This window comes from Ruegeria sp. HKCCA0370 (assembly GCF_013033705.1).
In the GTDB taxonomy this organism is placed as follows: domain Bacteria; phylum Pseudomonadota; class Alphaproteobacteria; order Rhodobacterales; family Rhodobacteraceae; genus Ruegeria.
Genome location: NZ_WQEP01000033.1, coordinates 1 through 1446 on the forward strand (window position 1 = coordinate 1; position 1446 = coordinate 1446).

A 1446-nucleotide genomic window follows, 5' to 3' on the forward strand; every position below is an offset into this window, starting at 1 on the left:
ATCGCTGTCCCAAGGTCTTCCTTTCAGCCATCGCGCTCGCAGCAACCGTCATCTACTGGTTATGAATCCTGACCCTAGGATTTATGATCGCGAACCAATTTTATGATCGTCTCGCTATGTGACAAGCCAAGTCGCGCACAAAGCGGGTCAAGTTCAGTCTGACAAAGCCATTCGTCAACCGCAACCAAAGCTGGATCTGTCAGCCAAGTGGTCCCCGGCCGAAATGGCTTAACTTCTTTTGGGCTCCAGACGACCGTTTCATATGGGAGCACGAGAGGCCCCAGAGTGACTTTTCTATCTGATGTTTCGCTCATAATAGTATCCCTATCGCTGTTGCATAAGTGAGCGCCCGGGATATTCCCATAACTCCTGAGCACAGCGCTGGATGGTGAGCTGCCAGCATGTATAATAAATCATAACTACAAAGGTTCCGATACCCGGAACAATTGCGGGGTTTCGGTAGCTTGGGCCCCTGCCCCGACGGTGATTTTAATTGGATCGCCCGGTCGTGTCAGCTTCTGTTCGGTAATCCGCTGGATCATTGTCTCCGCCGGTTAGCACTTGAATGAAGTGAAGTTCGGACGTCGAAGCCATCACTATTCTCCTTCTATTAAGAGCTCAACTTGCCTGACAGTTTTGAGTACACCCAAGTTTATACTATGACGGGGCAGTCAATTTTGGCTTGAGCGAGTTGATTATGTACCTGTCCGCTGCGATGGAGGGTGAGAACATGCGCCCTGCCCTGGCCTATGCCCTGGCTCACGAAACTGCCCATATGAGCGAAGCTGAAGTGATCGCGCTGGTCCGGAAAGCGCGTCAGAACCTGGGTATTAAATCGGATACAGCAGCGAAGGTTGAAGAGACCCCTGCCCCGCCCACCATCCAGGCGCCGACCGCACGCCCTCGGGTACGCCGTCGTGTGGAGGTGACAGTTTGATTAGGTTGGCGAGGCAGACAAACGCTGGTGGTGACCGCACGTAGGTCACCGTCCATTAGGAATGGAGGCAACAATGCCCGGCAGAGACGAAATTATTGTTACTCTCTTCGACGAGATCGAGGGGGCAAATCGCGACGCGACGAGCGAATACCTGATCGAAGCGGTGGCAGCCGTGGGCGATGTGGATCCTGGAGTGGTCGAAGACGTCGTTTGCGGATCGACTGCGTGATCAGTTGTAACCCGGCATTATTCCGGGTTTGGCCTAAATCCCACAATGTCAGCAGCTCACGCCGAATTCACTGGCTTGCATGATATCCACAATATAAGTGGCAGAAAAATGGAGCAGTAAACATGCGCACAACACACAATATCAATGGTGTCACACCAATCGCCAATTCCAATCCTGGCAGTGGTCGCGAGCTAGGGTCAGGGTGCATTGATTTTCGCTGAGCGGCGTGATTCACGGCTCCAAAAACGGAGCGATGACATGAGCGACCTTTATTGGCTGA

Annotated in this window: 2 protein-coding genes; both read left to right on the forward strand. The window is 52.8% G+C overall.

Annotated elements, in window-relative coordinates; all coding sequences use genetic code 11:
- Positions 1 to 682: 682 nt before the first annotated feature.
- A complete protein-coding gene (locus GOW31_RS21815) occupies positions 683 to 937 on the forward strand; it encodes a hypothetical protein (protein WP_171172794.1) in 255 nt (84 codons plus the stop codon).
- Between the two features lie 73 nt (positions 938 to 1010).
- Positions 1011 to 1166, forward strand: coding sequence for a hypothetical protein (locus GOW31_RS21820; RefSeq protein ID WP_171172795.1), 156 nt, complete (start codon positions 1011 to 1013; stop codon positions 1164 to 1166).
- Positions 1167 to 1446 lie beyond the last annotated feature (280 nt).